The organism is Candidatus Poriferisodalis sp. (assembly GCF_965237655.1).
Classification (GTDB): Bacteria; Actinomycetota; Acidimicrobiia; order Acidimicrobiales; family Poriferisodalaceae; genus Poriferisodalis.
Genome location: NZ_CBDEGB010000002.1, coordinates 352,631 through 379,341, shown reverse-complemented (window position 1 = coordinate 379,341; position 26,711 = coordinate 352,631). Strand labels below are relative to the sequence as shown.

Genomic DNA, 26,711 nt, shown 5'->3' with positions numbered 1-26,711 from the left:
CAGCCTACGCCTCGCCTGCGGTTGGGGTGGGTGCCTCATGCGCCCCCAGCTCAGGCGCCCCCAGCAAGACATCGCCGGGGTCGTTGCCTCCGTCATGATCGATGAGCGTCCGCTCTCGGGGCAGCCGCTCGAGCACCTCGTCGACAAAGGTGACCATCGCCTCGTCGTTCTCGACCTGACGGCCAGCCGCTTTCGAGCGCTCAAACCGATGCTCGATGAACTCGTAGATCAGCTGGGCGTCGTCGAGACGGTCCCGATACCGGTCTGGAATCGCAGCAATCACCGGCTCGTACCGCTCGGAGAGCCACCGGTAGGCCTTCACCGACTCGGGCAGCACATGACCTGCTTCTCGTTCGAGCGCCAGCCCGTACGCGTCGACCGCGTTGAGCAGCGTCCGTGCCTGGTTCTCTTGGACCTCGAGACCAGTCAGTCGCCGTAGTCGCAGGTGTGCGTGGCCCTCTTCGAGCACCACAGGCCGGATCCGCAGCCGAGAGCCGTCGGACGACTGCACCACGGAGAGCTCTTCGACGTCGAACCCCATCGCGTTCAGTCGCTCGATGCGCTCGCGGATGCGCCACCGTTCATGCGCTGCGATGTCGTCCTCGCGTGTCAGCTCTGCCCAGAGCCAGCGGTATCGGTCAAGAAGTTCATCGGTGATCTCGATCGGGTCGGCGTCGGCCTCGAGCAGTCCTTCGCTGATGGCGTCGTACAAGCCCCCTGCGATGTTCTCGACACCGAGCGCCAGATCGTGCTCGCGCATCTCGTCGCTGAGGCTCGGGCGGCACTCGGCTGTCTCCGCATCGACCAGATATGCCATCAGCGCTCCCGCGTCGCGCCTGAACAGCACATTCGCCAGCGAGATGTCGCCCCAGTAGATCCCCTCGAGATGAAGCCTCGACAGCAGGACGACGGCGGCATCGAGCAGGCGATCGCGCAGCAACGAGGTCGCAGTGGTGCGAAACAGGTGCTGGTACGGAAGCGCGAAGTCCAAGAAGCGGGTGACCAGCACCGACTTGAGATCCTGGCCGTCGCGGTTGCGGCGGCCGGTCACGACGCCGACTGCTTTGACCGCGGGCAGGCGCGAGTCCTCGAGCTGTCGAAGCACCCGATACTCGCGCTCCGCGAGCCGCTGTTCGGTTTCCTTGAGCGCGTAGACCCTGCCGTCGTAGGAGACCATTCGCACGACGTGGCGGCTCAGTCCCCGGCGGACGCTGATCAGCCGGTCTGTCGTGCCGCCCCAAAGCTCGAGCGGCTGCCCCCATGGCAGATCGAGAAAATCTGGATGCCCTTGCCGAGTGATGATTTGCAGACCAGCAGGCACCGCGCTCCCGTTATCAGTCCCAGATCGCCGTGTGAACGCTGAGATCGAAGATGTGATGATTCTGCACCGTGACAGCGATCTTGACCGCCGCCCCGCTGGCGCCGCCCGCCTCAGTCCGATCGGTCGCAACTGTTGCATCTAGCGTGTGCGAGGTGCGCGAGCCCCCCACTGAGGGAGCATCCAAGGACACGTGGCGGCGCTGGCTGCGCGATCGGCAGACCCACGTCGATGCCGGCATCACTGCTGCGATCGTGGCGAGTTTGTGCCGCTTCATCGAGTCTGTCGATGTCACTTGGCGCGAGCGCGACGACCTCACCGACCGCGACGACCGCGACGACCGCGGCGCTATGCCCGACGGCAACGGGCTGATCTTGTTCTACCGAGCGATGCCGCACGAGCTCTCGCTCGATGGTCTGGCGGAAGCACTGGGTTGGCAGCGCTTCGCAGCGACGCGGACTCCGCCGGACGGGCCGCTCACGCTGCACCCAGCCATCGGTGCAATGGAACAGCACCGTTTCGGGTTCCCACAACCCGTTGCAGGCGCATTCGAGCTGCAGCCCCGCCACATCTCACTGGCACTCATTCCCGGCGTTGCGTTCGACCGACGTGGAACCCGTCTCGGCCACGGTGCCGGCTACTTCGACGAATTGCTGTCCCGGCTGCCGTCGCACTGCCTTCGCATCGGAGTCACCCCCGGGTCACTGGTGTTCGACCGGCTCCCGGCCGAACCTCACGACGTGCCGATGACACACCTCGCCACCGAGGACGGCGTGGCCGCGGTAGGAGCCGGTGCCGGCTCGGCCTGAGCTAGCGCCCTGGAATCGCCGGCCGCGCCATCGTGTTACGGGCCGACTCGACAACGGGTCGGCGATGGCAGTCTTCGAGATGGTCGTTGACGATTCCCGAGGCCTGCATCAAGGCGTAGCAGGTGGTGGGGCCGACGAAACGCCAGCCGAGCTTGCGCAGCGCCTTGCTCAGTGCGGTCGATTCGGGTGTCGTTGCCATCGAGGCGAGCGTGCTGTGGTCGATAACTGATGGCCGGTCGCCGAGGGCAGGTTCGAAGGACCAGAAGAAGGCGGCCAGGCTGCCGTGTGCCCCGATCATGTCGAGTGCAGCACGGGCGTTGTTGATCGTCGCTTCGATCTTGCCGCGGTGCCGCACGATGCCTGCGTCGCCCAGCAGCCGCTCGATGTCGGCGTCGCCGAAGCCAGCCACCACCTCGAAGTCGAATGCGCTGAATGCCGCCCGGAAGTTCTCCCGCTTGCGCAGGATCGTCAGCCACGACAGCCCGGACTGGAAGCCCTCGAGGCACATCTTCTCGTAGAGCCCCACGTCGTCCGTCACCGGCACGCCCCACTCGGTGTCGTGATAGGCCTCGTAGTCGCTATGGCCTTCGCCCCACCAGCACGCCAGCGATCCGTCTGATCGCCGCCGCAACCCATCGGGCGCGTCGGCTGTAAAGCGGCCGTATTCAGCGTTCGCGACGCGCACCCTTGAACGAGCCGCCATCCTTCTTGGCCTTCATGAAGCGTCCGGACGAGAGGTCCCGCTTCACCCAAAGGTTTGTGCGCGGGTTGCGAACCTGAGATCGTCCTCGCACGGCACCGCTGCGCCCGGCTCCGGGTTCACCGTTCTTCGCCATAGTTGTCCCGTCTCTGTCTCGTTCTCCTGGCCCATGCGCGCGTCCTAGTTCATCGGGCCGATCACACGGCGGAGTTACCGGTGTCACGAGCCCGATCATACGAATGGGGTGTCACGTGTGGGGGCCTCCCGCCCTACGGTCTCGACAGCCTCAGATTGAGTTGGTACCTCGGTTTGCACGAATGTGCGCACTGCCCATCGTGCCACCAAGATGGAGCAGACGAGAACCACGACGGCGACAATTGTTCCCCTCAAGACACGCTGCAGACGCTCCGCAACGCCGGTCGCAGGTCGAGACAACAGAATGGAGCCAGCGATGGGTACGACAAGAAGCGCCGGCGCCTCCGCAAGTAAGTCGTCGACTCACCAACCGTTGCATCTGCTCCTGAGATACCGCACAGCGAAGCACTCACTCATGCGCTGCCGGCAGCAGATACAGCTTCGGCGATGGTGTCCTGTGTCGGGGTGGGGCCGTAGAACATCATCGTCGTGCGGTCCGCGAACGTGTTGCGCTCGGCGATCTGGGCGCCGACTTCTGCCGGTGTGCCGGACACGACGACCAGGTCGAGCAGATCGTCGTCGATGAGGTCGGTCGTTTCTCGCCAGTTGCCCTGCTTGGACAGTGCGTTGAGCCGTGGCTGCAGGTCGACGTAGCCGTGGTGGTCGAGCGCGCCGGCGTAAGCAGGCGTCGACCCGTAGAACGCAAGCTGGTCGGCTGCCGAACGGCGCGCCTTGCCGATCTGCTCGTCGTTCTCCCCCATCGCGACGATGGTCAGGCAGGCAACGGTGACGTCGCTGACGTCACGCCCTGCTGACTCCGCGCCCGCCGCCAACGCTGGCAGCGTCACGTCGGTCATGAACTGGGCCGTGTGGAACGGGTGGACGAAGAAGCCATCGGCCGCAGCGCCGATCACCGCGACCATGCGGGGTCCGACCCCGGCCACGTAGATCGCTGGTGGCGCCATCCCGATCGGGCCTGGACTGAAGAACGGCGTCATGAGGGCGTGGGTATAGAACTCGCCGCGGTGGTTGAGCCTCTCACCGGTCTCGAAGGTGTGCCAAATGGCCCGTACCGCCTCGATGTACTCCCGCATCCGCTCGGCGTCGAGGCCGTCGTCGCCCCGTCAATGCGGTGCTGTGTTGTCGTCGTGGTGCTCATCGGTCAGACCTCGTGGGATCGTCTCCGGTGCCGTGGGCGGGCTCTTTCGCTCCATCAACTCGATGCATCTTGCCCGACGGGGCGTTCCTAGGCTGCGGCGCCGTGCGGCATCGGCCGGATCGGCTGTTCCTGCTGACGGGAGGCACCCAGGGACTTGCCCTGGCGTGGGGGCTGCCTGCAGTGGTGTGGTGGGTGGTGGAGCTGGCGCTCGAACGGCGCGGAGGGCTAAGCCGGAGTCGGAAGTCGAGCCGGGGCTCGACGCTCGATGTTGCCGGTCAATCCCCCGACATCTCGGCCATGGCAGCCTCGGACCGGCGTGCCAATTCTTCGGGATCCACGTCCTCGACGTGGGTTGCAATGTTCCAGCGGTGACCCCACGGGTCCTCGATCATGCCTGAGCGGTCGCCATAGAACTGGTCGACAACGGGCCGCACCTCTGTCGCGCCTGCTGCCAGTGCAGCCGCGAATGTCGCATCGACGTCTTCGACGTACACGCTCATGTTGACCGGCGTCCCGCCCAGTCGCTTCGGGGAGCCGAATCCCATCTCAGGGAACTCATCGGCCAGCATGACCACCGATTCGCCCAGGGTCAGCTCGGCGTGGCCAATCCTGTCACCCATCGGGATGCGCATCCGCTCGGTCATCCCGAGCACCTCGGTATAGAACGCGATTGCGTCTGTGGCGCCGTCCACGCTCAGCCCGACCGAGATGCGGGGGTAGTCGTCGGGAATTGGTTGAACCATGTTCAGCTGCTCCAAATCGTTGTTCGCTCCATATGCAGCGAATCGCAGTTCGGTCCGCCGGAGGGCGGGCGGGTGGTGCGACGCTAGTCGGCGACAAGCAGCTCAACGACCTGCACGACGGCCGTCTCGGCTCGTTCGGCGAGCCCCGCATCATCGGCGCTTGCGATCGGGTGCTCGATCACGGTGAACGGGTGGTCGGGCACACCCTGGACGCGCGCCATGAGCTCGGCAGCGTCGGCAAAGGCGCTGGTCATAACGCTAACGGCGGGCACTCCAGCCCGCTCGGCGGCGACTGCGTCGTGCAGACTGCACGACGAGCAACTGCCTCAGTCGCCGACGCCTGCGAGCACGGCGTCCCAGCCCATGGCCTCGGCTAGCAACTCGTGCTGCGCGGGCGCGCTGTAGTTGGGTTTAGTCCGCCGGATCACCCTGGCCACGCCGTGACAGTCGCGCAGCAGACGCTCGACGTGGTCGAAGAACGGCCTGGTGTTCTCCTTGCCGTTGGAGATGAAGCCGATGGTCGCGCCCTTCAGCGTGGCCAGCCGCGCCGGCGCCGCGAACCCGGCGGGATCCTGTTCGTGGGTCGGGTTCAGTACTTCCACGTCAACCCTCCTCGGGCGTGGTCGCGCACCCGCTAGCAACCGGCTGCGTACATGGTGCCACGAGGACCGCCCCGATCGGCGTGCGCAGTACGGGGCCGGGCACTCTGGCTGGCAGGTCAGCCGTTGATGCTGTCGTAGCCGGCAAACAAGAACTCGAACGCAGCGTCGGCGGGATTCGCTGTTCCGAGCATCTCGCTGTATGGAAGCGAGGCGCCGAATGCGGGATCATTCCAGTAGGGGTCGGCGCGGTCCACCTCGCCCCATGGTCCGACGTATGCATACGGGTACGGATGGGCAGCGTCGCCCGGAGACAGCCCGTACGTCGCTCTGGTTCCGCGTTCCGCGCCGCCGATTGCAGTTGCGATGTCGAAGTGCCCCGGCCATAGCTGAACCTCGTCGGCATCGACGGCATCCGGCAAAGCCCTCAGCTGCTCCAGAACGTCGTTGCCGAGTCGGAACCACGACTCGAGGTGCGCACCCACTTCGGGGCTGACCCTCAGCCAGCGCTCTGTGTCACCCAGCTCTGGACTGTCGTGCTCCCGAGCTTCGGTCCCCGGTGCGACGCCGACGAAGGCGGCTGCCGCCGCCAGCGTCGTGATGTGCATGCTGCGCACCACGCCGCCCTCGTCGGCGTACAGCTCGTCGCCCGCGATCCACACCCGGCACTCCATCTCACCGGCGCGGCCCATGGGGACGTCGAAGACCGGGGTGCCGAGACCCTCAATCAGGCTCCGCAGACCGAACCGGCCTGTCGCGACACGTCGCGCCTCGCCGACGACCGCATACGCCAGCCGGTGGTAGTCCTCGACCGACGCCAGGTAGTCGTCCGGCAGTTCGGCCAGCAGGCCGTCGTAATTGTCCTTCGGTTGGTGCGAGCCGGAGTTTCCTTCCATGGTGCGATTCTGGCGCGACTGCCGGCCGATGGGGTCGCGGGCTTCAGGCTCAGCGCACTTCACAGTCCACGCAGGCACCGACTGCCACGGTGGCGGCGTGGCTTCGAGTGCCCAGCCAGGGCGGTATGACGGCAGCGAAGCCGCCCGCAGGTCCCCCAGCTGCGACGATCAAGAGGTCTTCCGGTGCCTCAAGCGCCGGGTACTCGCGCTCGGCCCGGTCCTTGACGACCGCACCCTTGCCTACGGCGGCCCAGTCCCCCCGGCGCACCCGTGCCCGCTCGTACACGCAACGTGCAATGTCGTCCTTCGACCAGCCGGCTGCGTCAAAGTGCTCGCGCAGCTGCGGCGGCAGCACCACTGCGTAGTTGCCGGGCCAGATGGAGTAGTTGAGCTGGTTGGCCCGGATCTCAGCGGCGATGGTTTCGCACAGCTCGGCCGGGTCGGTCGTCCACTCGTTCATGATCTGCCGGGGCGCCATCGAGGCCACGGCCGTCACCGACGACACCTGGCCGCGTTCTGCGGTCGTGGTGCCGAGCCGCTGGTCGCCCAGCGACACCCATCCGGTTGCTTCCTCGTCTTCGGCGATGCAGTAGCCGAGTTTGCCGGGGTGGCCCAGCGTCGAGCGGTCGATGCCGCCCGGCCGTACGTCGAGCACGTTTGCCAGCACGAGGCGCACCGCCCGGCCGATGACCGCCCGCGACCGGTCGGCTCCCCCGAGCACGCTGAAGGTGGCGTCCATCGCCAGTTCGTGCCTGATGGGGCCGTTCACGATCAGCAGCACGGCGCAACCGCCGGTGGAGGCCGTCGGCCCGTGGAGGCCGAATTCCGGCTCCAGCATGGCGGTGAGCGCTGTGACCACGACCGGGAAGTGCGGGGGCAGGCAACCCGCCATCACGGCGTTGATGGCGGCCTTCTCTGCGGTGATGGCCCGGGCTCTCACGGGCTCGATGCCGATGAGGTGGTCCGGCGCCAGCATCGCCCACTCCAAGCAAGCCGCCACTGCGTCGGCGGTGGGGGGCACCACCGGCAGGCCATCTGTCCAGCCGCGTGAGTGATACGCCTCCTGCGCGTCGGCAAGGTCGTCGACGTTGATACGGCCCGACGTCAGCTGCATGGCCGTGACCCTATGGCGACTACACGAACCGGACAGCCGGTGAGAGCGCTGTGCGGCGTTAGTTGCGCTCCAACAGACCCGAGAGCAAGCCGCGTGAGTCGTCCGACATCGGTCCCGTTGCGTTGGCGAGCACCCGAGACGCCAGTCGTTCGAACGGCAGTGACTGCAGCCACACCCAGCCGGTGCCCGACACGGTCGCCAGGAACAAGCCCTCCCCGCCGAAGAACATCGACTTGAGGTTGCCCGCCCGCTCGATCGTGTACTTGAGCGACGGTTGCAGGGCGACGAGGCAGCCTGTGTCGAGCCTGACGGTCTGATTGTTCAGCTGGACGGCCTTAATCGAGCCGCCAGCGTGCAGGAAGGTCATCCCGTCACCCGTCAAGCGCTGGAGGATGAAGCCCTCGCCGCCGAATAGCCCCGTGCCGACGCCGCGCTGCCAAGCGATGTCGAGCTTGGTGCCCATGGCCGCGCATAGGAAAGCGTCACGCTGGGCAATGATCTCGCCGCCCATCTCCGCGAGGTTCACCGGGATGATCTTGCCTGGATAGCCCGCTGCGAACCCGACCTTGGCCTTGCCAGCGGCGCCGGTGTTGGTGAAGTGGGTGAGGTACAGCGACTCGCCGGAGATGACACGCTTGCCGGCGCCTTTGAGCTTGCCCCACATCCCCGAGTCCGGCGCGGAGCCATCGCCCATGACCGACTCGAACGTGATGCCGTCTTCAAGGAACATCATCGCGCCGGCCTCGCCGACAACGGTCTCGCCGGGATCGAGTTCGACCTCGACGAATTGCATGTCATCGCCGAAGACTTCGTAGTCGACTTCGTGGCTCTTCATGGCGGGGGCTCCTCGTTCGCAGGATGCGTACGCGCGGGGCGCACGCTGCCCACGGTACCCCTCGGCCTGCTGGCGCCTGGGGCACGCGGGGGCACGGGAGTTGGTCTCGCTCAAGCTCTGATCGCGGCGGATCAGGCGCCCGTTTGCTACCGGTCAGGCTGAGGCTGCTGCAAGCCGGTCGCCGCCGACCGGCAGCTTCGACAGGTCGATGTCGTACAGCTCGGCCGAGTTGTTGCAGAGGATGTCGTGGGCCTGCTCGGGCGTGAGGTGTGCGGAGTGCTCGTCGAGCAGTTCCTGGCTCCACGGCCACGTGCTGTCCGAGTGCGGGAAGTCGTTCGCCCACAGCAGGCGCCGGTGGTTGACGTCGTTCACCATCTTGAACGCCACCCAGTCGTCCTGGAACGTGGTGTAGATGTGCTCGCTGAAGTACTCGCTCGGGAGCTTCGAGAGCTCCTGTCCCGGCGGCAGCCAGTACCGGTGGCGCTTGTAGGCGTGATCCATCCGGTACATGTAATGCGGCACCCAGCCAGCGTCGGCCTCCACACAGACGACCCGCAGCCCGGGGTTGCGCTCGAACACGCCGCCGAATACCAGCGTGCCCATGATGTCCTGGTTGGCCCGGATGATGGTCATGAAGGCGTTCGCCTTCGGGCCTCGGGGCCGGCCTTGGCCGCGGCTGGTGAGGATGTGCCACGAGACGGGCAGGTTCAGGTCAACGGCCGCCTGCCAGAAGGGGTCCCAGCGGGGATCGTCGAAGTCGAACTCTGTGTGCGGGTTGCCGGACATCATCACGCCGCGCATGCCCACCTCAGACATCGCAACGATGTCGTCGATGGCCTCGGACACCGAGCGCAGCGCCGTCTGCCCCACTGCCAACAGCCGATCAGTGTCTACCGAGCAGTAGTCGGAGATCCACCGGTTGTAGGCGTCCATGGCCGCCTTCTTGTAGTCGGGGTCGGAGTGGTTGCACAGCACCATGCCCACCGACGGGTAGATCACCTCGGCGGAGACGCCGTCACGATCCTGGTCGGCGGTGCGAGTTGTCGAGTCGTAGCTGCTTTGGGGAAGTTCCTCGTACGTCGCGGTCCGCTTCAGGTCTTCTGGCTTTTGACCGGCAGCGGCGATGAGTCCCATGTCAATGGTGCGCTTCATGCCGTCGATGACGTAGACATCGCCCCGCTCTTCGGTCCACTCGACGCGGGGCGCTACGTCACGCCACTTCGGATCGATGTAGTCCGTGTAGCAGGTGCGTGCCTCCGCAATGTGCGAGTCAGCGGAGATAATCGGATAGTCGACGTCCACATTCCCCCCAAGTCCGTGATCAGCCAGCGAGCCTAGTTGTGCGCCGCTCGGTCGGCCCGGTTGACCTTCTGGCGAGCCAGGGCGCCTGAAGGTACCTAGGTACCTCAGCAACTACAGTTCTACCTATGGTGCTGAGTATCAAGAGCGCGCAGGCTGATCAGCTTGCCCGGGAGCTGGCCGACCTGACGGGTGAGTCCATCACCGAGGCAGTCGTTGCTTCTCTCGAGGCGCGGATTGCGCTCGAAAGGCTCCGTCGGCGCGAACGAAGTCTCCATGACATCGTCGAGAGATTCCGGCGGTTGCCGACGCTCGATGAACGGAGCATTGACGACATCTTGGGATATGACCAACACGGACTGCCGGGGTGACCGTCGTCGACACCTCTGCAGTCGTCGCGGTGCTGTTCGAAGAGCCCGGCAGCGACGCGGTCGAGCGCGAGCTCCTGCGTGGACCGTGCGTGATGTCCGCCGCGACCCGCGTCGAATTGGGGATTGTGATCGAAGCGCGAGCTAGGGCTGCGGGCACCCAGTTGCTCGAGGAACTGCTCGCTCGCACCGATGTTCACATTGCCCCCGTCGACGAGCGTCAAGCCAGCGAGGCGCTGGTGTGTTGGCGCCGGTTCGGAAAGGGCAGGCATCGCGCAGCCCTCAACCTTGGCGACACGTTCGCCTACGCGCTTGCACGACAGACCGGTCAGCCGCTCCTGTGCGTGGGCGACGACTTCACTCACACCGACATAGCCACGACGCCTTCGCGCTGACGCCACTGCGTGATCAGCCGATCGCTGTTCAGGCGCCTCGACCGCGGCGCCGCATCCCTTCCTCGGCCTCGCGGACGCCGCTGAAATAGTCATCGCTGTGCTCAGTCCGATCTGCCGGCGCCATGGCGCGGCGCGAACGCTGCGCACGGCTCAGCGATCCGAAGGCCTCGTCGACTCCCTCGTCGGATGCTTCGTAGTTCTGCACACTGCGCGGGTCGACGCCCAGGCGGTGACTCTCGCTGTACGAGTCTTGGTTGGCGCCCATGAACACGAACGCCCAGCCCTGCTCGCGCCTGCTGCTGATGAGCCGGTGAATGTCTGCCGATGTGAAGTCGGTGCTGGCGTTCTCGAACCCGTCGGTGACGATCACCACCGTCTGATCCTCGGGCTTCTTGCCGGCCTTGTGCCGCAACTTCGCTCGGCGATCAGCCCGTCCGATCAACGACCCGATCGCGTCGAACAGTGGCGTTGCAGCGCGGGGCTGGTACTGCTCGAACGCGAGCGGTCGGGCCTTGTGCACCGAGACGGCATCGACCAGCACTTCGAACGGTCCTTCCGAATCGAACTGAGCGATGGTCAGCCGGCACTTGCCCGACTCGGCCGCTTGCTCGGCGATGAACCGGTTCACGCCTTTCACGACTGCGATTTCCAGCCCCGTCATCGAACCTGAGCGATCGAGCAGCATCCACACCTTCGACCGGCCTTCTGCCGCTGTCGAATGAGTGCAACTCGATTCCTGCGAATCCTCAGTGCCTGCTGTTCCGCCACGACCCCCTGCCCACGGCGCTGTCGAGCTCCGCTTGAGCTCCCCGTTCGTTGCCCCATTGCTTGATGTTGACCCCATTTTCATTCCCTTCCTGCAGACCCCGACTCATCCGGCTCCGAAGCCGAACTTGCCGGATGCGGGGCCGCTTACCGGCCACCGCCTCACTGATTTCCAAGGTACGGAGGGGGTGTGACAGTCATGATGGGAGGGTCAGCGGTCGGGCCTGGGTTTGACTCGGGGTGTGACGGGCTTGGTGCCTTGTTCGTGATCTGTCGGCCTGGTGTCCCGGCTGCTGGCGCGCACCGACCGGTCGGGCGGACGTGACCTCATAGGAGCCTTGGAGACCGCCTTGACTGTCCTGTCCGCCGTCCCGGCCGATGGTGCCTCGCTCACCCAGTTGGGAGAAAGGCAGGGGTTCATCATGGCTGATCAGCCAGTCGGCGTCTATGGAGGCGTCGACACGCACAAGGAGGTCCACGTCGCTGCGGCGACCGATCAGGCGGGCCGGGTGCTCGCCACGGCGTCGTTCGGGGCGGACCCGGCGGGGTATCGCCGGCTCGCAGAGTGGCTGGGGTCGTTCGGGCCGCTGGTGCGTGTCGGTGTGGAGGGCACCGGCTCCTATGGGGCGGGGCTGACGCGTCATCTGGTCGGCTCGGGCGTCGAGGTGGCCGAGGTGAACCGGCCGAACCGTCAGATGCGTCGCCGCCGCGGAAAGTCCGATGTCGTCGACGCCGAGGCCGCGGCCCGCGCCGCGCTCGCCGGCGACGCGACCACCGCTCCCAAGGGCAGCGACGGGATTGTGGAGTCGATCCGGGCGATCCGGGTCGCGTTGTGCTCGACCCGTGCCCATCGCACCCGCGTCTCCAATCAGATCCGCGATCTTGTCGTCACTGCTCCGGACCGGCTGCGCAGCGCCCTCGAGCCGCTCACGACTGCGCAGCGGGTGGCTCGCTGCGCCCGGTTCCGTCCCGGCGACCCCGCCGAGCCCGCCGAGGCGGCAAAGATCGCCTTGCGCACCCTGGCCCGCCAACATCAGGTCCTCGACGCCGATCTCGACGAGCTGCGCCGCCATCTCGACGAGCTCACCTTGACCGCCAACCCGGCGCTGCGAGCCGCCAAAGGCATCGGCACCGACACGGCGTCGATCCTGCTCATCACCGCCGGCGACAACCCCGAACGGCTCACCGGCGAAGCGTCGTTCGCAGCGCTGTGCGGCGCATCACCCATCGAGGCGTCCTCAGGCAAGACCACCCGCCACCGCCTCAACCCCGGCGGGAACCGCCAAGCCAACCACGCCCTGTGGCGCATCGCCATGGTCCGCCTCGCCACCTGCCCCCGAACACGCGCGTATGCCCAACGCCGCCAAACAGAAGGCAAATCGCGCCGAGAGATCATCCGATGCCTCAAGCGCTACATCGCCCGAGAAGTCTTCGCACTGCTCGCCCACCCCCACCACGCCAACAGCGCCGGCGATCCAGGCGAACTCCGACACCGCCGACAAGCAGCCGGCCTCAGCCTCGCCCACGCCGCCGACCAGCTCAACACCTGGCCCGCAACCATCTCCATGATCGAACGAGGCAAAGCACCCCACCACGCCCTCGTGCCCGCCTACCGCGACTGGCTCAACACACTCCAACCCGCCGCTTGACATCAATAGGAGCATCATCGAAGGGTCCACTTGGGTCGGACTCCGGCTCGGGAGGATGCGTTCGATGTCTCGATGGGCTGGTCTGACTCGGGGTGTGACTGGCCTTGTGCCTTGTGACTGATCCGTCGGCCGGTCCATCGAGACATCGAACGCGCACCAGCTGGTCGGACGAACGTGACCTCATGAGGAGCTTGGCTGTTCCCCCGTCGATGTCTTGTCCGTCGTCCCGGCCGGTGGTGCCATCCATGGGAGTTCACGAACGGAAGGCAGGTTCAGCATGCATGTTCATGACAGGCAGGTCACAGGAGGGGTCGACACGCACGGCGAGGTCCATGTCTGCGCGGTCATCGACGCGGCCGGGCGGATCCTGGCGACGTCGTCGTTCGCGGCGACTCCCGCCGGCTATCGAGGACTGCTGCGGTGGCTGCGCCGCCACGGCCACGTCGTCGGGGTCGGCGTCGAGGGCACCGGCTCCTACGGCGCCGGCCTGGCCCGCTGCCTCGCCGGCGAAGGCGTCACGGTCACCGAGATCAACCGCCCCGACCGGCAGCGACGCCGGCGTCACGGCAAGTCCGACACCGTCGACGCCGAGGCCGCAGCCCGGGCGGCGCTCAACGGCGACGCGGCGGGAACACCCAAGGCGGGCGGCGGGCCAGTGGAGAGTGTGCGGGTGCTGCGCCTCGCTCGCCGCTCGGCGATCAAGTCCCGCACACAGGCCGCCAACCAGATCCGCGACCTGACCCTCACCGCCCCCGACCAGCTTCGATCCCGGCTGGGGAACCTCGACACCGGCCAACGCGTCGCTGTGTGCTCCCGCTTCGGGACGGGGGACACGACAGACCCCGGCGAGGCCACCAAGCTCGCCCTGCGCACCCTGGCGCGTCGGCACTCGGGACTCAGCGGCGAGATCGACGAACTCGACGCCCAGCTCGCCGTGCTTTGCGCCGCCATCAACCCGGCCCTGATCGCCGCCCACGGCGTCGGCCCCGAAGCCGCCGCCACGCTGCTGGTCACCGCCGGCGACAACCCCAAGCGCATGGGCTCCGAAGCCGCCTTCGCTGCGCTGTGCGGCACCAGCCCCGTCGAGGCCTCCTCCGGCAAGGTGACCCGCCACCGGCTCAACAGCGGCGGCGACCGACAGGCCGACAACGCCCTGTGGCGCATCGTTCTCGTGCGCATGCCCAGCGACGCGCGCACCCAGGCCTACGTCGCACGACGCACGCTCGAGGGCAAGTCCAAAAGGGAGATCATCCGCTGCCTCAAGCGCCACGTTGCCCGCGAGATGTTCCGCCTCCTGACCAGCCCCGCGACCGCCCCCCGCGGAGCCGACCTGCGAGCCGCACGCATCAAAAGCGGCCTCACACTCGCCGACGCCGCCCAAGCGCTCAGCACCTGGCCCACCCGCCTCTCCGAGATCGAACGCGGCCTCACCCACAACGCCGAACTCGCCCGCCGCTGCCAAACCTGGCTCCGACCCCACCAAGCCGCTTGACAAATTACGGCCTATAGGAGCATCAACCATGGGTGCCCGGCATGTGAGAATCGACCGGAGGAACCTCGTCGCTCGTAACCTCAACCAGATGGACGAGGAGCTACAGGATCTGGACGAGGTCGCCGCACACCGACCGGCAGAGGAGGGACGACCGTCGGAAGGTCCGGACCCGATCGCGCCGGACCCCACTTCTCCGGCTGAACCAGATCTCGAAAATGACGAGCCCGGACGTCTCAGGCGTCTTGCCGACACCGCACTTGCCACCGGCAAGCAGGCGACCGACGCGACGGTCTCCGGAAGCCGAAAGGCGACCGAGGTTGTCGGCTCGACCGGAGTAGCGACGACTCAGGCCATCGGCAATAGCGCCAAGACAGCAGTGACAACCGGTGCATCAGCAGCGCAGGCCATCGGCAGAGGAACCGCCAAAGCGGGAGTTGCCGGTGGACAAGCCGTTGGGAAGGGCGCTCGGTGGTTGTTCGATTCGACGACTGAGCGGACAGCCCAGGTGTTCTCGGCCGCGCAAGCGCTCGTGGCCAGCGACCTGTCGGCGAGCGTCAACGATGTGGTCGCTTCTGCCGTTACAGGCACGCCGACCATCTACGACAAGGCCATGGACGCCGTCTACCTCGATACCTTTATCGGTGGCGGCAACCACCGTCTCTTCGACGGGGGCCACACGATCAGCGGCGCATTCAAGGCCGCATCGCAAGCCTCAGCCGACGACACGCTGACCCAGGAGACGCTCGGTGCCATCCAGGGACTGCTGCGAGACGTCTCCACGCCCAAGGGGTTGCCGCTGGCCACATGGGACAAGCCCACCTACGACGCCGTAGCCGAATCGCTGAAGTCGACCTTTGGCATCCCCAAGAGCTGGCTCAGCGAACTCGTCACCTACGACGCAGCCGACGTGCTCGGCGCCACTGTGGGCGCGGTCTCGGTGATCTTCGGCTGGAATCGCGCCGACACTGAGACGTTTGCCCAGATCGCCGTATCCATGTCCCTCAGTGCAGCGCTCAGCACGAATCCCCTGCTCATGCCCATCGCGGTAGTCGCATTGGGACGCGCGTTCCACAAAGCCCATTCGGCCGGCGAGTACGACGACCTGGCTGACGGAGCGTTCAAGGGTGCGCTCGCATCCGGCACCAGCCTCGGCGCGATAGCGCTCGTGGGGGTCGCAGGCGGTCCGGCTGGCGTTGCGATGCTGACGGGCATCACGGCGGGGGTGCTCGCCCACACTGCCACGAAGAATGTCGAACTCGATGCGGTCTGCCAGTTCGTCAAGGACGAAGCGCGCACCGTGATGGGTCAGGTTGCAGCGCAAGCTGCCGTCCTCGGCGATTTCGCTGCTGATACGGGACGCACGGTCTCGAGCGGCACGGCAAAGGCCGGAGAGCTCGTTGCAGGCTCAGCGTCGGCTGTTGGCCGCTTCACCGCCGACCAGGCAGCGACCGCCGGTCACGCGACAGCCAGCGGCGCGAAGGCGACCGGACGCTTTGCAGCGCGTACCGCCGACGCAGCAACCTCGGCAATCGGCTCGGCGGCGAGACGAGCCAAAGGAACCGCTGATCGCGACCAGTCAGTGGATCTCGAAGACGACGAGCCGGGCCCGCCTACGGCCTGACGGCGGGTCGCCGCCGCGCTTCGCGGCAGGGGTCAGTAGATCTTGGAATCGGCGCCGCTGGTGGCCTCGGTGACACCGGATTCGCGGGCGGTGCGCAGGTCGCGGGCCATACCTCGGCCGAGCGCCATGGCATCGCCGGCAATGGTCTGCATGCGATAGCCCTTGCCGCGGCGGTCGGCCGACAGCGCGGCCGTCGAGTGGATGCCGGCCACCACGCCATGAGCAGCGCAGCGTTCCGCTATGTGCTCCAGCGCTGCCTTGTAGTCGGCGTGGTCATCGGTGTAACCAGGTCCGTAGCCGTAGCTGATGGACAGATCGGCCGGACCGACGTAGATGGCGTCGACGCCCTCGATCGCCAGGATGTCGTCGAGGGCCTCGACCGCCTGGCGGGTCTCGATCATGGGAATACAGGCCGTCGTGGCATTCGCGACCTCGAAGTAGTTCTCCCCCGCTGCTGCCCGTGCAGCCACGAGCACCGGGCCGAAGCTGCGGGCACCGAGCGGCGGGTACTTGCAGGCTGAGACCGCTGCCTGTGTCTCGGCGACCGAGTTCACCATCGGGACAACCACGCCCCGTGCGCCGGCGTCGAGCACCCGCCCGATGACGCCGGGCTCGTTCCACGGCACCCGCACGATGGGCGTGCCGCCGCTCATCTCGATGGCCTGCATCATCTCCACCGCCACCTGGTAGTCGGCAACGCCGTGCTGCATGTCCACGCAGACGTAGTCGAAGCCGGCTCGCCCGGCGATCTCGGCCGAATGGCTGGAGGCCATGGACAGCCAGGTGCCTAGCGTCTCGTCCCCGGCTGCCCAAGTGTCCATCATGTTGTTCGGCATGGATGTGTGCTCCCGTCTCGGGTCAGTGCGTCAATTCAGCGTGCCAATGCAGCGTCAATTCAGACCGGCGCAGCAACTCGGACCGGGTCCCAACCCGACCGCACGCCGCCGGCTGCTCAGGCTTCGAAGATGTCGCGCAGTATCGAGTTCTCCTGAATCTCGACCAGCGGCGCGATCTCATTCACGAACTCGAGCCATTCGGGATCCTCGAAGAGTGCCTTGCGCTTCTGGGCCCGCTCTTCGAGCGTGTCGTAGCGCCACATGTGGATGACTTCGTTGATGCCGCCGAACTCGGTCGTGTAGTAGCCGACCGGCTCGCCCAGGTACTTGCGTTGCGCCTCGTAGCCCTTGTCGAAGTACGCCTTGACCCAGCGTTCGGGGGCGCCGACCTTCAGCCGGTAGCGCCGCATCTCCACAAAGCTCATCGCTCTCTCCTTCGACACTCGCTCATACGAACTCCACACGCGGCCACCCATGGTGCGGTCGTCGCACCGTAGTTCGCAGGCTGTCCACGCGTCGTGGCGAGTCTGACACGAACGGTCAGCGCTGTGTGCTGGGCAGATGGGCACCGCTGCCCGCATCGGCAAGTGCTGTGAAAGAAAGTTCTATACGGGAAATCGTTGCGAAAATTTGCTTCCTGTATTTTCATACGATATCTGCCAACGAGAATTCCCTGCCTTCGAACGACCAATACGAAAATAAATTGTCAAGTTTTTCTCAAGATTTACGCTCGTGGTACGGCGCCGAAGGAGCAGCCCCGATGAACCGCACCACTGGGCACTACGTGATCACGCACTACAAGGACGAGAAAGTGCGGGCGTTTGTGCCGGACCCCCTGCCACCAGATCCGTCACTGCACTTCGGCATGTCGCTGATCAACGCATTGCATGACGCGGCCAATGCGCTTGGCCGCCTCGACGGTGCGGCCCAGCTGCTGCCGAACGAAGGGCTCCTGCTGTATTCCTACCTGCGCAAAGAGGCTGTGCTCAGCTCGCAGATTGAGGGAACGCAGTCAACGTTTACCGACCTGCTGCGCTATGAAGTCGACGAAGCCGCAGGGGCGCCGCTCGACGACGACATCGAAGTGTCCAACTACGTACGCGCTTTCGTTCATGCCCGCGATCAGTTGGACAGCCCGAACGGCTTGCCGCTATGCAATCGCTTGCTGCGGGGCGTGCACGAGATCCTCCTGACCGGCACTCGGGGGTCCAAGAAGCTGCCAGGCGAGTTCCGGAAGTCGCAGGTCTGGATTGGTGGCACGCGGCCCAGCAACGCCCGCTTCGTCCCGCCGCCGCACGAACAGGCGGCCGAGGCAATTTCGGACCTCGAGAAGTTTCTTCACCAAGATGACGAACTGCCCGCACTCGTGCGCGCCGGTCGGGTGCATGTCCAGTTTGAGACCATCCATCCCTTCTTGGACGGCAATGGGCGCGTCGGCCGCATGCTGATCCTGCTCGTCCTGCTGGACCGGGGCGTCCTCTCAACACCAGCGCTGTATCTCAGCCTGCACTTCAAGCGGCATCGCTCGCTGTATTACGAGCTGCTGGACGCTGTGCGGACACGAGGCGACTGGGAAGCATGGATTGCCTTCTTCCTCGAAGCCGTCACTGTCGCCGCCAACTCGGCAGTCGAGACGGCTCGGAGGATCGCCGAAGTCACCGACCGAGACCGAGCACAAGTGCAACAGGCGGCTCATACAACCGGTGGCACACTGCGCGTGTTGCGTGCGCTGGGCGAGCGTCCCGTCACCAACATCAACCGGGTCGCCGATCAGACTGGCCTCTCGCGGCCCACCGTGGCCACAGCACTCAGTCGGCTGTGTGGGCTCGGCGTGGCACGTGAAGTAACCGGACGTGCGCGAGATCGCGTCTTCGTGTACACGGAATACCTCGACATCCTCGACGAGGACACCGAGCCGCTCTGAGGGGCAGAAGCCTCAGCGCGGCGCTGAGCCGTCAGCCCCGGAGGTCGCGGACGCGCTGGGCCTTGCCTTCTGAGCGGGGAATGCCGTCGGGCTCGACCGTGCGCACATCCACGGCTATGCCGATGCGCTGACGCACTGTGTTGCCGAATTCGGTGGCGATCGCTTCGTGGTCGGTGGCGTCGGGCTTCGGCTCCAGGACGGCAGTGATGCCCTCGAGACGGCCGCGCTGGTGCACCTCGAGCACGAAGTGCGGCGTGAGCCGGGGGTGTGCCGACACCAGCTCCTCGAACTGGCTGGGGAACACGTTGACACCGCGGATGATGAGCATGTCGTCGGTGCGGGCAGCAACCCTTCCCATGCGACGCATGGAACGAGCCGTCCCGGGCTGCAATGAGCAGATGTCCCTTGTTCGATACCGGATCACCGGCATCGCAACCTTGGTCAGCGACGTGAACACCAGTTCGCCGGTCTCGCCCTCACCCAAGACCTCGCCCGAATCGGGATCGACGATCTCGGGATAGAAGTGGTCCTCCCAGATCGTCGGGCCGTCCTTCGTCTCGACGCACTCGTTCGCCACGCCGCCGCCGATGACCTCCGAGAGGCCGTAGATATCCACGGCGTCAATGCCGAACGCGTCCTCGAGCTCAGCCCGCATCGCCTCCGACCACGGCTCCGCGCCGAAGATGCCGACCCTCAGCGAGGTCGACGCGGGGTCGATGCCCTGCTTGCGGAACTCGTCGGCCACCACGAGGGCATACGACGGTGTGGCACACAGCACGTCGGCGTCGAAATCCACCAGGAGCTGTACCTGTCGAGCGGTCTGGCCGACCGATGCGGGAACCACCGTGCAGCCGTACTGCTCAGCGCCGTAGTGCGCGCCCAGTCCACCGGTGAACAGGCCATAGCCGTAAGCGACATGCACGACATCGCCGGGCCGCACACCGGCGGCCACCAGCGAGCGCTGGAACACGTGGGACCACATGTCCAGATCGGATTGTGTGTAGCCGACCACCGTCGGCTTGCCGGTCGTGCCCGAGGAGGCATGGACCCGCACCACCTGTTCCCGGGGCACAGCGAACATCCCGAAGGGGTAGTTGTCTCGCAGCTCCGCCTTTGACGTGAACGGGAACCGCTGCAAGTCATCGAGGCTGCGCAGGTCCGCAGGGTGAACGCCTGCCTGGTCGAACAGCTGCCGATAGACCGGCACGTGGGCGTAGGCGTGCGCCAGGCTCCACTTTATCCGCTCGAGCTGCAGGGCGCGAATCTCGGGGATCGGGGCATTCTCGATGGTGTGCAGGCCTCGCCCTGCAACGGGTTCGAACTTGGGCATGTGGCGGTTCCTTCCGCGCTCAGAGGGTGTCGGGTGGGCGAGTTGGGGGGTCGGCTTCCTAGTGTTGCAGTCTGTGCGGCCGCTTCTGCAAGACGCGGCCCGCTGAAAGGAATCCGGATTCCGATGACCGACTTCCGCTTCACGATCCTGGTGGTGCCGTACATGCGCCGCCGCGGCGAGCAGATCGGCCTCGCCGGATCGATCCCGGAGCGCTGGCAGACCCTCATGGACCACGTGCGAACCCAGATGCAGTTCGCCGAGTCGGTGGGTTATGACGGCTTTGCGATGACCGAGCAGCACTTGCAGGTGGAAGGCATCGAGACCACCACGAACCCGCTGTTCTGGGACTATTTCGTGGCCCAGCACACCGAGCGGATGCGGGTCGGCCAGCTCGGGATGAACCTCACCGCCGTGAATCCGATCCAGCTCGCCGAGAACATCGCCATGCTCGACCACTTCACCGGCGGGCGGACCTTCGTCGGGTTCTCACGCGGCAACACACCCCGCTGGACGGGCACGTTCGGCCAGCATCTGGGCATCACATCAACCGAGTCCGACAAGTCCGAGGCCGACCAGCGCAACCGCCGGGCACTCTATGAGAACTGGCATCTCATCAAGTCGCTGTGGACCCAGGACAAGGTGTCGATCAAAGGAGAGTTCTGGCAGGTTCCGCCAGAGATGGAGTGGCACTTCCCGCCGACTGACGACTTCGACCCCACCGCGGTCGACGAGAACAAGACGCTGCTCGAGATCGGCATCGTGCCCCGTCCGCTGCAGGACCCCCACCCGCCCGTCTATGCGCCGTTCAGCTACAGCATGGAGACCTCGAAGTTCTGGGCACGCGAGGGCGGCAAGATGGTCAGCTTCGTGGCGCCCGAGCGGCAGAGCTTCATCGGCACAGCGCTCAACATCTATCTGGAGGAAGCGCACAACACCGGGCGTGACACCACCGCCGCTGATGCGCTCGCGATCGGCGGCCACCTCACGATGGGCCGCACCCCTGCCGAAGCCGCCGATCTGTACGCGGGATTCGAAGAGCTGTTCAACTGGGCCTACAACGCCCCGCCCTATGTCGTGCCGATGGGCCGCGTGTGGCGCGGCAGCCGGGAACAGGAGCTTGACCACGTCGCCTCGCTGCACGAAGAGTTCGGCGTCACCGAGTTCTTCTTGTGGCACCACGTCGGCTACTTCACCCAAGACCAGGAACTGGCAATGCTCAACGAGTTCGCCGAGGGCGTGATCGCGCCGCTGCGGGCGCGTCCGTGAGCGGGGCGAGGACCGGTTTCGTGCCCCGCTTCTTGAATGCTCTGGGTGATCGCGGCCCTGCGAGCCCGTGGCCGAGCATGGCCGTCACACCATGACCGAGGCGACAGGGACAGATCCGATCTCCAGCGTGGTCGCGCTGGACAGCCGCCGCCGTGCCGTGGCCGTGGCGATGGCGTTCAAGGTTGCGCTGGCGCTGTGCTTCGTGGTGGCGATCGCCGTGCCGCTGGATCATCTCGAGGGCAAGGGAATGGCGTTCCGGTTCCCGCTGTTCATGCTGTCGGCGGTGGTGGTCCCGCTGGCATGGCGGGGACGATTCGGGCCTTATCCCGCAACCGCCGACGTACTGATCGTGGCCCCGTTCCTGATCGACACGCTCGGCAACTTGGCCTACGTCTACGACACGTTCGACGCTACCGACGATGTGCTGCACGCGGTCAATTGGATACTGCTCGTCGGGGCGTTCCATGCTTGGCGCTACCGGCGCGGCGGGGGTGCAAACCGGCTGTCGCGAACCGATGCGTGGCTGCTCGGCACCGGGTTGGGCGCTCTTGCCATCGTGGGCTGGGAGGCGGCCGAGTGGATCGTGGCCGAGACCGGTGCGGGCGGTGGGCTGGATCTCACCTATGACGACACGGTTGCCGACCTCGTGCTGTCTACCGGTGGGGGCATGATCGGCTCCGTCCTCGCCGTCACCCTCTTCCCGTCACGACCGGCTGGATTCATATTTGAAAACCACTAAAATAAATTGAAAAAGCTTGTCAAGCCCTATAGAGACTGCGGATGTTTCCGACTCTGCGAGTCCATCATCGACATAGCTGCCAGATTCGCGTTGACAGGTAGGGTGAGGTGGAACCCAACATTCGGCCCGCTGCTCGCCGGCACGGCATCAGCGACGCCGACATCCTCCACGCTTATCGCAACGCCTTCGATGTGTACGAATTCGACGACACGGCCATGATCATCGGCGGAGATCGCTCGGGCCGTCCCCTAGAACTCATGATTCGGTTTCGCGGACCGATACCCGAGGTCTTTCACGCCATGCCAGCCCGTCCGAGGTTTCTGCGGCGCCGATGGAACGGAGAACCATGACCGAACCTTCGATTGATGAGCTCATCGACAACGAAGACTGGGATGCCGTAGCGCGCTGGTGTGAGAATTTCGATGCCGAACGCGCCGTTCGCCGCCCAATCTCAGACTGGTGGCTCCGCTGTGCCGCAAGCGACCCCGAGAGCCCGGACGAATTAGTTCGCACCAAGGTCGGCGCGGCCCGCGCCGATGGTGTCTCATGGCAACGCATCGGCGAACTGCTCGGCTTGCCAGAGGCAGAAGCCCAACAGCGCTACGACTCACCCGCCGAGCCTTCCTGACAACGACGACCGGCAAGCGGGACAACGTCGCGATGCATGCGACGCGTCGGCTCAGGCTGCCTCGTCGGCCTCCCGGCGCTGTACGTGGGTCTCAAGCACCCGACGAATGAAGCCAACGTTGCTCGCAGCGCGTTGCGAACCGATGTCGTTCAGTAGCCCGGTTATGCGCCGGAGATTGTCGATTTCGCGTTCGCGGACCTGTTCCCGATATGCGAAGTGCGCCCAACGATGTCTCATGCGAAGCAACTGTCGAAAGAAACTGGGTTGCCGGAATGATGGGAAGCAATCTCGCACTCGGTGCCAGTTCTCGTCCTTGGAGACAAGCTTCAGCCAGAGTTCCGGATCTAGAGATCGCTCGGGGTGCTCCCCCAACTCGCGTCGTGCTTCTGCGCTGCCTGCTCCATCACGCAAGGATTGGCGAAGCCAATCCAGGTCGCGAGGGCCGAATTCGCGGACCAGGCGCGCCTGTAGCACTTCACCAAAGATGCGCAGTGCTCGGTCAACGAGGTCGCGCTGGTCATCGGCGAGTGAGTAGGGCCAGACCGAGACGATGGTGTCGCGACGCATGCCGCTGACTTCTGTACCACCCTCGTTCACCCATGCCTGGTGCACCCGGTCGGGTGCAGGACTGGCGTCGAATGCCCAACGAACGCGCTCTTGGTTGCGCCACCGCTCATCCTCAAGTGGACCGGATTCGCATCCTCCGGCCTGGCTGCCGTGCAGGAAGTCATCGACAGACAAGAGGTGGTGCGCGTCGCCTTCCAGGCCAGCAACCCAGTGCCAGCCATCGATCTGCACCACGGCCCGAGTGCGCCCTTGGTGAAAGGCGACTGCGTACTGCACACCCAAAGCGGCCGGATCAGCCAATGCCTGCACATCAGACCCATCGATCTCCCACCAGCCGCGCATGGACCGGATGATCCGCTGCTCGTCGTCGCCTTCGTATTCGTCGTCTGGTCCGCGGTATCCGCTTCGGTATTCCTGATTCGTCCGGTAGCTGAGACGAAACAAGACTGCCGAGAACTCGTTGCGGAGATCGTCCCAATCGTTCTGCCGAACCAACACTGATCACAGCCTCCTCAAGCCACGCTCGTGCAACCCGCGCGTGGTATCTCCGCCTGCCGACCTGCAGCGCATCGTAGGAGGCGGGACGAATTCGCTCTCAACAAGTCTCAACTGCCGTTAACGGCCCGTTGCCCGCAAACCCGCATGAAGACTGGGTTTTGTGGCCTGCTCTTAACTACTCTAAATATTTTAGAGTAAGCTGTGCATGCAGAACGCGGCATCAGGAGCCTGCCGATGACAGCCAAGACTGCGGACCTTGCCCTCGCCGCCGACATGCAGCAACGCGGAACTCTCCTGCTCGGGCTGACGGAGGACCAATGGTTCGACCGAAAAGGTCCAAGGCTCGGGGCGCGACAACTGGGCGAGGTGCTCGTGGGGTTCGCCAACGCTGACGGCGGCACCATCGTCATCGGACTCGGCAATGGACGAGTGGAGGGCATCAACGCCGCCGGACCCGAATCGTTGTCGGGCTGGCAACAGGCCGCCATGGACTTCACGATGCCAACCGTCCCGTGCGAGACCCGGCTCGTGGAATGCATCGATCACCGCGGCGAGGCCGACCGCCTTCTCCTGATGCGAGTCGAAGCGTCCGGCGTCGTGCACACCACCACCGACGACACGGCGTTCCTGCGAGTCGGCGACGAGACGCGCAAGCTGCGCTTCGATCAGCGCCGTGAACTGCTCGCCGACAAGGGGCAGACAACGTACGAGGCGACCGTGCTGCCGGACGTGAGCGTGGCTGATCTCGATGCCGAGCTGCTGGATGAGTACGCACAGGCGGCTGGTTCGAGTGACCCCAGGCGACTGCTGGTCGCCCGAGGACTCGTGACGGCCAGCGACGAAGTCACAGTGGCAGCGGCGTTGCTGTTCGCCCCGATCCCGCAGACTTGGCTCCCTCAGGCCAATGTGCGCGTCGTGCGCTATCGCGGCCGCGAACGAGGCTCAGGGCGCCACCAGCAGATCATCTTTGACGTGCGCTTCGACGGCCCGCTGCCACACCAACTCAGCGCCGCGCGAGAGGCAATTGCGAGCTTGGTCCCCAGTCGACGAGCCTTGGGTCCCGAGGGCCGATTCGAGGACATGCCGATCATCCCCGCAGATGCATGGCTCGAAGGCGTGGTCAATGCCGTAGTGCATCGCTCGTACGGCTATGCCGGCGATCACATCCGGGTCGAGATCTTCGACGATCGAGTCGAGGTGAGGAGCCCTGGGCGTTTCCCCGGCCTGTCTGACCCGGCCGACCCGCGTGAGGTGATGCGATTCGCGCGCAACCCGCGCATAGCTCGCGTGTGCGCCGAATTGCGCTTTGGCCAGGAACTCGGCGAAGGCATTCGGCGCATTTTCGATGAGATGCGCAGCGCCGGGCTCACTGACCCCACGTACACCCAGACATCGACATCGGTGCAGCTCACGCTGTCCAGCTTCACGGTGAACGTGGAACTCGAGCAGCAGCTCATGCCGAGGCAGCGGCAGCTCTTGGGTCTGCTGCGTGCTCATGACGGGCTGTCCACTGGCGATGCCGTCGAAGCCAGTGGCTGGTCCCGCCCAGTGGTGCTCAGAGACCTCGGCCGGCTTCGGGATCTTGGCCTCATCGAGTGGCTGGGGCGTTCACGCAATGACCCGTGGGCGTATTGGCGAGTGCGGGAGCAGACCCGCTGAGGGCATCTTGCTTTCAACAAGTCTCAACTGGTCTTTACAGTTCGGAGCGCGGAAACCCGTATAGACACTGGGTTTTCTGACCTACTCTCAACTACTCTAAATGTTTTAGAGTAGTTGAGAGCCGTGTCGCCGAGGCCGGGTGCAGTCCGCTGAAGCCGGCTTCAGATGGTCTTGAGGCGTTCGATGGCTTCGTCGAGGACGTCGTGCTGTTTGCAGAACGCGAATCGGACGAGATGCCGGCCTTCGTCCGCGTTGTCGTACATCACGACATTGGGCACTGCCGCGACGCCGATTCGCTCCGGTAGCCCCCAGCAGAACTCGATGCCGTCGTCGTGGCCGATCGAGCGAATGTCAGCGGTGATGAAGTAGGTGCCGGACGGTTCGAACACTTCGAGACCGGTTGACCGCAGACCCGCCGAGAGCCGGTCTCGCTTCGCACGCAGATCATCGGCCTGTCCCTTGAAGTAGTCGTCGCCGAGATCGAGTCCGGCAGCGATGGCGTGCTGGAACGGGCCGCCGCTGACGTAGGTCAGCCATTGCTTTGCGGTGCGCACTGCCGCCACCAGTTCCGGGCGGGCACAGACCCAGCCGATCTTCCAGCCGGTCACAGCAAACGTCTTGCCGCCACTGGAGATCGTCACGGTGCGATCCGACATGCCCGGCAGCGTGGCGATGGGGATGTGCTCGCCGTCGAAGACCAAGTGCTCGTAGACCTCATCGGTGACCACGATGAGATCGTGCTCGATGGCTACCTGCGCGATGGCTTCCAGCTCGGACCGGCTGAACACCTTGCCGGTGGGATTGTGCGGGCTGTTGAGCACCAGAAGTCGGGTGCGTGGCGTGATCGCAGCAGCCAACTCGTCGGGATCGAAGCCATAGTCGGGCGGGCGCAGCGTCACCACCTTGCGCACCGCTCCCGCCATGGAGACGACCGCGCCGTACAGGTCGTACCAAGGCTCGAACGTCAGCACCTCATCGCCGACTTCGCACAGCGCGAGCAAGCTGGCCGCCAACGCCTCGCTGGCACCCGCCGTGATCAGAACCTCACTGTCGGGTTCGAAGTCCAAACCCCAGAACCGTGACTGGTGCCGCGCCACGGCATGGCGCAGGTCGGCTATCCCGATGCCCGGCGGGTATTGGTTGGCCGCGCCACTGCGGATCGCGGCCACCGCCGCTTCCAGCACCTCCGTCGGGCCATCCGTGTCGGGAAAACCCTGGCCCAAGTTGATGGCACCAGTTCGCACCGCCAATGCAGACATCTCGGCGAAGATTGTCGACTGATAGCCCTGCAGGCGCGAATTCAGGTATGGCAGCCTTGCCACGCTGCGGATGTTACGGCGCGATCATCGGGTTCAAACTTCGACGCG

At 65.5% G+C, this 26,711-nt stretch carries 26 protein-coding genes and 1 pseudogene; 12 read left to right on the top strand and 15 right to left on the bottom strand.

Annotated features, from left to right (window positions below; all coding sequences use genetic code 11):
* Positions 1 to 4: 4 nt before the first annotated feature.
* Positions 5 to 1,321 carry a DUF4032 domain-containing protein gene (locus tag ACPXYO_RS09785; RefSeq protein WP_423919616.1) on the bottom strand — a complete coding sequence of 439 codons (1,317 nt, stop codon included), beginning with the start codon at positions 1,319 to 1,321 and terminating at the stop codon, positions 5 to 7.
* A gap of 152 nt (positions 1,322 to 1,473) precedes the next feature.
* Between ACPXYO_RS09785 and ACPXYO_RS09780 the strand changes: the two genes are divergently transcribed.
* Positions 1,474 to 2,127 carry a 5-formyltetrahydrofolate cyclo-ligase gene (locus ACPXYO_RS09780; RefSeq protein ID WP_423919613.1) on the top strand — a complete coding sequence of 218 codons (654 nt, stop codon included), beginning with the start codon at positions 1,474 to 1,476 and terminating at the stop codon, positions 2,125 to 2,127.
* A gap of 1 nt (position 2,128) precedes the next feature.
* Here ACPXYO_RS09780 and ACPXYO_RS09775 read toward each other — a convergent pair whose 3' ends face one another.
* The 8 genes from ACPXYO_RS09775 to ACPXYO_RS09740 form a co-directional block, all read right to left on the bottom strand.
* Positions 2,129 to 2,830, bottom strand: coding sequence for a DNA-3-methyladenine glycosylase I (locus ACPXYO_RS09775; RefSeq protein ID WP_423919610.1), 702 nt, complete (start codon positions 2,828 to 2,830; stop codon positions 2,129 to 2,131).
* 545 nt (positions 2,831 to 3,375) lie between these two features.
* Complete coding sequence (locus ACPXYO_RS09770; RefSeq protein ID WP_423919607.1) at positions 3,376 to 4,056, bottom strand: LLM class flavin-dependent oxidoreductase; 681 nt, start codon at positions 4,054 to 4,056, stop codon at positions 3,376 to 3,378.
* A gap of 340 nt (positions 4,057 to 4,396) precedes the next feature.
* Complete coding sequence (locus tag ACPXYO_RS09765) at positions 4,397 to 4,864, bottom strand: VOC family protein (RefSeq protein WP_423919604.1); 468 nt, start codon at positions 4,862 to 4,864, stop codon at positions 4,397 to 4,399.
* An 83-nt stretch (positions 4,865 to 4,947) separates the two neighbouring features.
* On the bottom strand, positions 4,948 to 5,466 hold the full coding sequence (locus tag ACPXYO_RS09760) for a UGSC family (seleno)protein (RefSeq protein ID WP_423919601.1): 519 nt from the start codon (positions 5,464 to 5,466) through the stop codon (positions 4,948 to 4,950).
* A gap of 116 nt (positions 5,467 to 5,582) precedes the next feature.
* On the bottom strand, positions 5,583 to 6,359 hold the full coding sequence (locus ACPXYO_RS09755; RefSeq protein WP_423919599.1) for a hypothetical protein: 777 nt from the start codon (positions 6,357 to 6,359) through the stop codon (positions 5,583 to 5,585).
* Positions 6,360 to 6,408: 49 nt separating this feature from the next.
* Positions 6,409 to 7,473, bottom strand: a complete 1,065-nt coding sequence (locus ACPXYO_RS09750) for a hypothetical protein (protein ID WP_423919596.1) — start codon at positions 7,471 to 7,473, stop codon at positions 6,409 to 6,411.
* A gap of 58 nt (positions 7,474 to 7,531) precedes the next feature.
* On the bottom strand, positions 7,532 to 8,308 hold the full coding sequence (locus tag ACPXYO_RS09745) for a TIGR00266 family protein (protein WP_423919594.1): 777 nt from the start codon (positions 8,306 to 8,308) through the stop codon (positions 7,532 to 7,534).
* 153 nt (positions 8,309 to 8,461) lie between these two features.
* Positions 8,462 to 9,610 (bottom strand): amidohydrolase family protein, encoded by a 1,149-nt coding sequence (locus ACPXYO_RS09740; protein ID WP_423919591.1) that lies wholly within the window; start codon positions 9,608 to 9,610, stop codon positions 8,462 to 8,464.
* A 125-nt stretch (positions 9,611 to 9,735) separates the two neighbouring features.
* Here ACPXYO_RS09740 and ACPXYO_RS09735 point away from each other — a divergent pair, with 125 nt between their 5' ends.
* On the top strand, positions 9,736 to 9,978 hold the full coding sequence (locus ACPXYO_RS09735; RefSeq protein WP_423919588.1) for a type II toxin-antitoxin system VapB family antitoxin: 243 nt from the start codon (positions 9,736 to 9,738) through the stop codon (positions 9,976 to 9,978).
* A complete protein-coding gene (locus ACPXYO_RS09730) occupies positions 9,975 to 10,370 on the top strand; it encodes a type II toxin-antitoxin system VapC family toxin (RefSeq protein ID WP_423919585.1) in 396 nt (131 codons plus the stop codon). The genes ACPXYO_RS09735 and ACPXYO_RS09730 overlap by 4 nt, the downstream gene beginning before the upstream one ends.
* 28 nt (positions 10,371 to 10,398) lie before the next feature.
* Here ACPXYO_RS09730 and ACPXYO_RS09725 read toward each other — a convergent pair whose 3' ends face one another.
* Positions 10,399 to 11,055 (bottom strand): vWA domain-containing protein, encoded by a 657-nt coding sequence (locus ACPXYO_RS09725; protein WP_423919582.1) that lies wholly within the window; start codon positions 11,053 to 11,055, stop codon positions 10,399 to 10,401.
* A gap of 502 nt (positions 11,056 to 11,557) precedes the next feature.
* Between ACPXYO_RS09725 and ACPXYO_RS09720 the strand changes: the two genes are divergently transcribed.
* From ACPXYO_RS09720 to ACPXYO_RS09710, 3 genes and pseudogenes are all read left to right on the top strand, one after another.
* On the top strand, positions 11,558 to 12,784 hold the full coding sequence (locus tag ACPXYO_RS09720) for an IS110 family transposase (protein ID WP_423919580.1): 1,227 nt from the start codon (positions 11,558 to 11,560) through the stop codon (positions 12,782 to 12,784).
* A 277-nt stretch (positions 12,785 to 13,061) separates the two neighbouring features.
* Positions 13,062 to 14,105 (top strand): annotated as a pseudogene (locus ACPXYO_RS09715) (IS110 family transposase); the annotation flags it as partial.
* A gap of 259 nt (positions 14,106 to 14,364) precedes the next feature.
* Positions 14,365 to 15,897, top strand: a complete 1,533-nt coding sequence (locus tag ACPXYO_RS09710) for a hypothetical protein (RefSeq protein WP_423919577.1) — start codon at positions 14,365 to 14,367, stop codon at positions 15,895 to 15,897.
* 32 nt (positions 15,898 to 15,929) lie between these two features.
* Here ACPXYO_RS09710 and ACPXYO_RS09705 read toward each other — a convergent pair whose 3' ends face one another.
* The gene (locus tag ACPXYO_RS09705; protein ID WP_423919575.1) at positions 15,930 to 16,733 is read right to left on the bottom strand and encodes an HpcH/HpaI aldolase family protein; all 804 of its coding nucleotides are present in this window, start codon (positions 16,731 to 16,733) and stop codon (positions 15,930 to 15,932) included.
* 116 nt (positions 16,734 to 16,849) lie between these two features.
* A complete protein-coding gene (locus ACPXYO_RS09700; RefSeq protein ID WP_423919572.1) occupies positions 16,850 to 17,158 on the bottom strand; it encodes an NIPSNAP family protein in 309 nt (102 codons plus the stop codon).
* 335 nt (positions 17,159 to 17,493) lie between these two features.
* Between ACPXYO_RS09700 and ACPXYO_RS09695 the strand changes: the two genes are divergently transcribed.
* Positions 17,494 to 18,657 (top strand): Fic family protein, encoded by a 1,164-nt coding sequence (locus tag ACPXYO_RS09695; RefSeq protein ID WP_423919569.1) that lies wholly within the window; start codon positions 17,494 to 17,496, stop codon positions 18,655 to 18,657.
* A 31-nt stretch (positions 18,658 to 18,688) separates the two neighbouring features.
* Here the strand turns inward: ACPXYO_RS09695 and paaK are convergent, their stop codons facing one another.
* The gene (gene paaK / locus ACPXYO_RS09690) at positions 18,689 to 19,987 is read right to left on the bottom strand and encodes a phenylacetate--CoA ligase PaaK (protein WP_423919566.1); all 1,299 of its coding nucleotides are present in this window, start codon (positions 19,985 to 19,987) and stop codon (positions 18,689 to 18,691) included.
* Between the two features lie 123 nt (positions 19,988 to 20,110).
* On the opposite strand from paaK, the gene ACPXYO_RS09685 reads away from it, so the two are divergent.
* The 4 genes from ACPXYO_RS09685 (at position 20,111) to ACPXYO_RS09670 (ending at position 22,620) form a co-directional block, all read left to right on the top strand.
* Complete coding sequence (locus ACPXYO_RS09685) at positions 20,111 to 21,253, top strand: LLM class flavin-dependent oxidoreductase (RefSeq protein WP_423919563.1); 1,143 nt, start codon at positions 20,111 to 20,113, stop codon at positions 21,251 to 21,253.
* Positions 21,254 to 21,344: 91 nt separating this feature from the next.
* Entirely contained in the window at positions 21,345 to 21,992 is a 648-nt protein-coding gene (locus ACPXYO_RS09680; protein ID WP_423919560.1) for a hypothetical protein, read from the top strand.
* 107 nt (positions 21,993 to 22,099) lie between these two features.
* Positions 22,100 to 22,342 (top strand): hypothetical protein, encoded by a 243-nt coding sequence (locus ACPXYO_RS09675; RefSeq protein ID WP_423919558.1) that lies wholly within the window; start codon positions 22,100 to 22,102, stop codon positions 22,340 to 22,342.
* Complete coding sequence (locus tag ACPXYO_RS09670; RefSeq protein WP_423919555.1) at positions 22,339 to 22,620, top strand: hypothetical protein; 282 nt, start codon at positions 22,339 to 22,341, stop codon at positions 22,618 to 22,620. Before ACPXYO_RS09675 ends, ACPXYO_RS09670 begins: the two co-directional genes overlap by 4 nt.
* A 51-nt stretch (positions 22,621 to 22,671) precedes the next feature.
* Here ACPXYO_RS09670 and ACPXYO_RS09665 read toward each other — a convergent pair whose 3' ends face one another.
* A complete protein-coding gene (locus tag ACPXYO_RS09665) occupies positions 22,672 to 23,685 on the bottom strand; it encodes a hypothetical protein (protein WP_423919553.1) in 1,014 nt (337 codons plus the stop codon).
* Positions 23,686 to 23,919: 234 nt separating this feature from the next.
* On the opposite strand from ACPXYO_RS09665, the gene ACPXYO_RS09660 reads away from it, so the two are divergent.
* On the top strand, positions 23,920 to 25,344 hold the full coding sequence (locus ACPXYO_RS09660; RefSeq protein WP_423919550.1) for an ATP-binding protein: 1,425 nt from the start codon (positions 23,920 to 23,922) through the stop codon (positions 25,342 to 25,344).
* A 161-nt stretch (positions 25,345 to 25,505) separates the two neighbouring features.
* On the opposite strand, the gene ACPXYO_RS09655 is transcribed toward ACPXYO_RS09660, so the two are convergent.
* Positions 25,506 to 26,666 (bottom strand): pyridoxal phosphate-dependent aminotransferase, encoded by a 1,161-nt coding sequence (locus tag ACPXYO_RS09655; protein WP_423919547.1) that lies wholly within the window; start codon positions 26,664 to 26,666, stop codon positions 25,506 to 25,508.
* Positions 26,667 to 26,711: the final 45 nt, after the last annotated feature.